Origin of the sequence: Armatimonas sp., assembly GCF_043760365.1 — a bacterium.
Lineage (GTDB): Bacteria > Armatimonadota > Armatimonadia > Armatimonadales > Armatimonadaceae > Armatimonas.
This window is the reverse complement of the sequence record NZ_JAYUPA010000362.1, coordinates 1-1,834: the sequence shown is the minus strand read 5'-3', so window position 1 is coordinate 1,834 and position 1,834 is coordinate 1. Positions and strand designations below refer to the sequence as shown.

General features: G+C 60.6%; 3 protein-coding genes. All 3 read right to left on the bottom strand.

All coding sequences use genetic code 11. The features are described 5' to 3' along the window. Positions 1-356, bottom strand: a 356-nt coding sequence (locus ACH2EH_RS08740) for a GNAT family N-acetyltransferase (RefSeq protein WP_395140829.1), incomplete at its 3' end; no start/stop codon positions are given. After that, complete coding sequence (locus ACH2EH_RS08735) at positions 353-1,096, bottom strand: 2-phosphosulfolactate phosphatase (RefSeq protein WP_395140828.1); 744 nt, start codon at positions 1,094-1,096, stop codon at positions 353-355. The genes ACH2EH_RS08735 and ACH2EH_RS08740, both read right to left, overlap by 4 nt. After that, positions 1,084-1,834 (bottom strand): phytanoyl-CoA dioxygenase family protein (locus ACH2EH_RS08730; RefSeq protein WP_395140826.1); only part of this gene is annotated, 751 nt, incomplete at its 5' end. The genes ACH2EH_RS08730 and ACH2EH_RS08735, both read right to left, overlap by 13 nt.

Below are 1,834 nucleotides of genomic sequence, written 5' to 3'. Positions count from 1 at the left end.
TTATCCTCGCGTGCGTGACCGCGCAAAAGGATCGGCTCATGTGGGGCGAGCGCCGCTACGACATGCTCATAGAGCGCTTTCCCAATTCCTTGTGCCTGGTACTCTGGGAGCACCGAAACCCCGACTCCAAACTTCTGGGGATGGTACATGTCCATACTCTGGCTGTAGTTACCAATCGCCACAGGAGTACCGTCTACTTCGGCAACAAAGCGTGCCCACTTAATCTTAGGATCGCGGTTATTGTCCGAGAAGCGGAGCTCCTCAATAGTCTCGATATAGTCCGGGTAGCAGGCATGGGAGATCGTGATGCGCGCGGCATAGTCCGCGTCGCTTAGGGAATCGGGTCGAATTGTCATGACATAATCCTATCGTCTGGGGTGAGGTTGTTGCTAAAAATGCCCTCTCGTAAACGTGGAGCCACGGATAAGAAATCAAGTCGCGCGGCGTAGTGCACATCGGCTTCTTTTCCTTTATCAATCAGCTCGATGCCACTGCCGCAGGTCAGCAAGCGTGTCGGAAGCTGTGATCTGGCGGAGAGAAATACTGCCCGTGCGGCTTTTGCTTCGGGTGACGAGGGCAAGTTGCGGAGCGCGGCGATAACTGCGCCCGCACCCAGTAGATCCTCAAGGGCAAAGCGCAACGAGCCATCGGGCCATTTTTCGCCGCAAGCGATGACGGTGACGGGAGTCTTGAGTGCGCGTGCCGCCGCTGCAACCGCGCTTGAATTGACAAGTGCTCCTGCAAAAATAGCACGCGCGCCTGATGTACTCGCGGCGCGGCAACACATCGCGCCATTGGGTGAGGCAAGCGCAATAGGCTCCTCTTGCCTCCCCCTTCCTTGGGACAGGGAAGGGGGCCGGGGGGATGGGTTCGCCGAGCGGGGGGACAATAAGGATGTATCCGCGCCCTCTTTCCAGTGGCGCGGCTCGACAGTGGCCCCCGCGGCGACATGGGCTGCGACAGCGGTAGAGAAGCGCAGGATGTCCACGATAATCACCGTGTCGCCGCGTGCACCCGCCCGCGCCGCACCGTCTTGGCCCCAGTCGAAGCGCACAGCGTAGGCCTCTTGCTCAAACCAGGTCGTTAGATCGCCCATGCGAGGCACTCCGGCAGAAGATTTTCGGGGGCGAACTCGATATGCAAGACGCGGCGGTGAAGTGGACTCTGTGCGGGTGACGAGGCATGGAGCAGGAGCGGGGACATTACCAGGGCACCGCCACAAGGGAGCAGGCAAGCCACTTCGGGCACTTGCTTGCGTAGCGCGGCGAGCTGCTCGGCGCTCAAAATCCCGTGACGGTGCGAGCCGGGGAGCACCCGCAACGGGCCGTTGTTTTCATCACAGTTGTCAAGATGCAGGCGCACGGTGATCATTTTCTCCAAGATTTCGGCGGGAGGCAGAACATGCACCACGCCCGCCTTAACTGTCCAGGGACCCCAGCCGGGCAGCTCGCGGCGCTCGGCGACGGCGATAGCGCGGTCCTGGTGCCAGCCCACATGCCAGTTTGCACCGGGCACTTTATCGAAAAAGATCGCACGCGTGGCGATGGTCGCGCAGCCCGTGAGCGCGAGAACGTGCGGATCGGCGGCGACGGCCTGTACCTCGGCGAGAGTGAGGATATTGCGCTGGGCGTAGACACTCTCGCCGCGTTGTGACGTATCACCCGCGCTGCCCAGTGCTGCCCGGAGCCGCTCCACCGTAGGCAGAGCGAGCACCTCAGGAATAAGTTCATAGCCTTCGTCCTCAAACATCCGTGTGAGTATACCCTCACCACGAGCGAAAGGCGGTATAATGCCGCCGTGCTGGAGAATTTGCGAGGAACCGCTTTGATTGGCT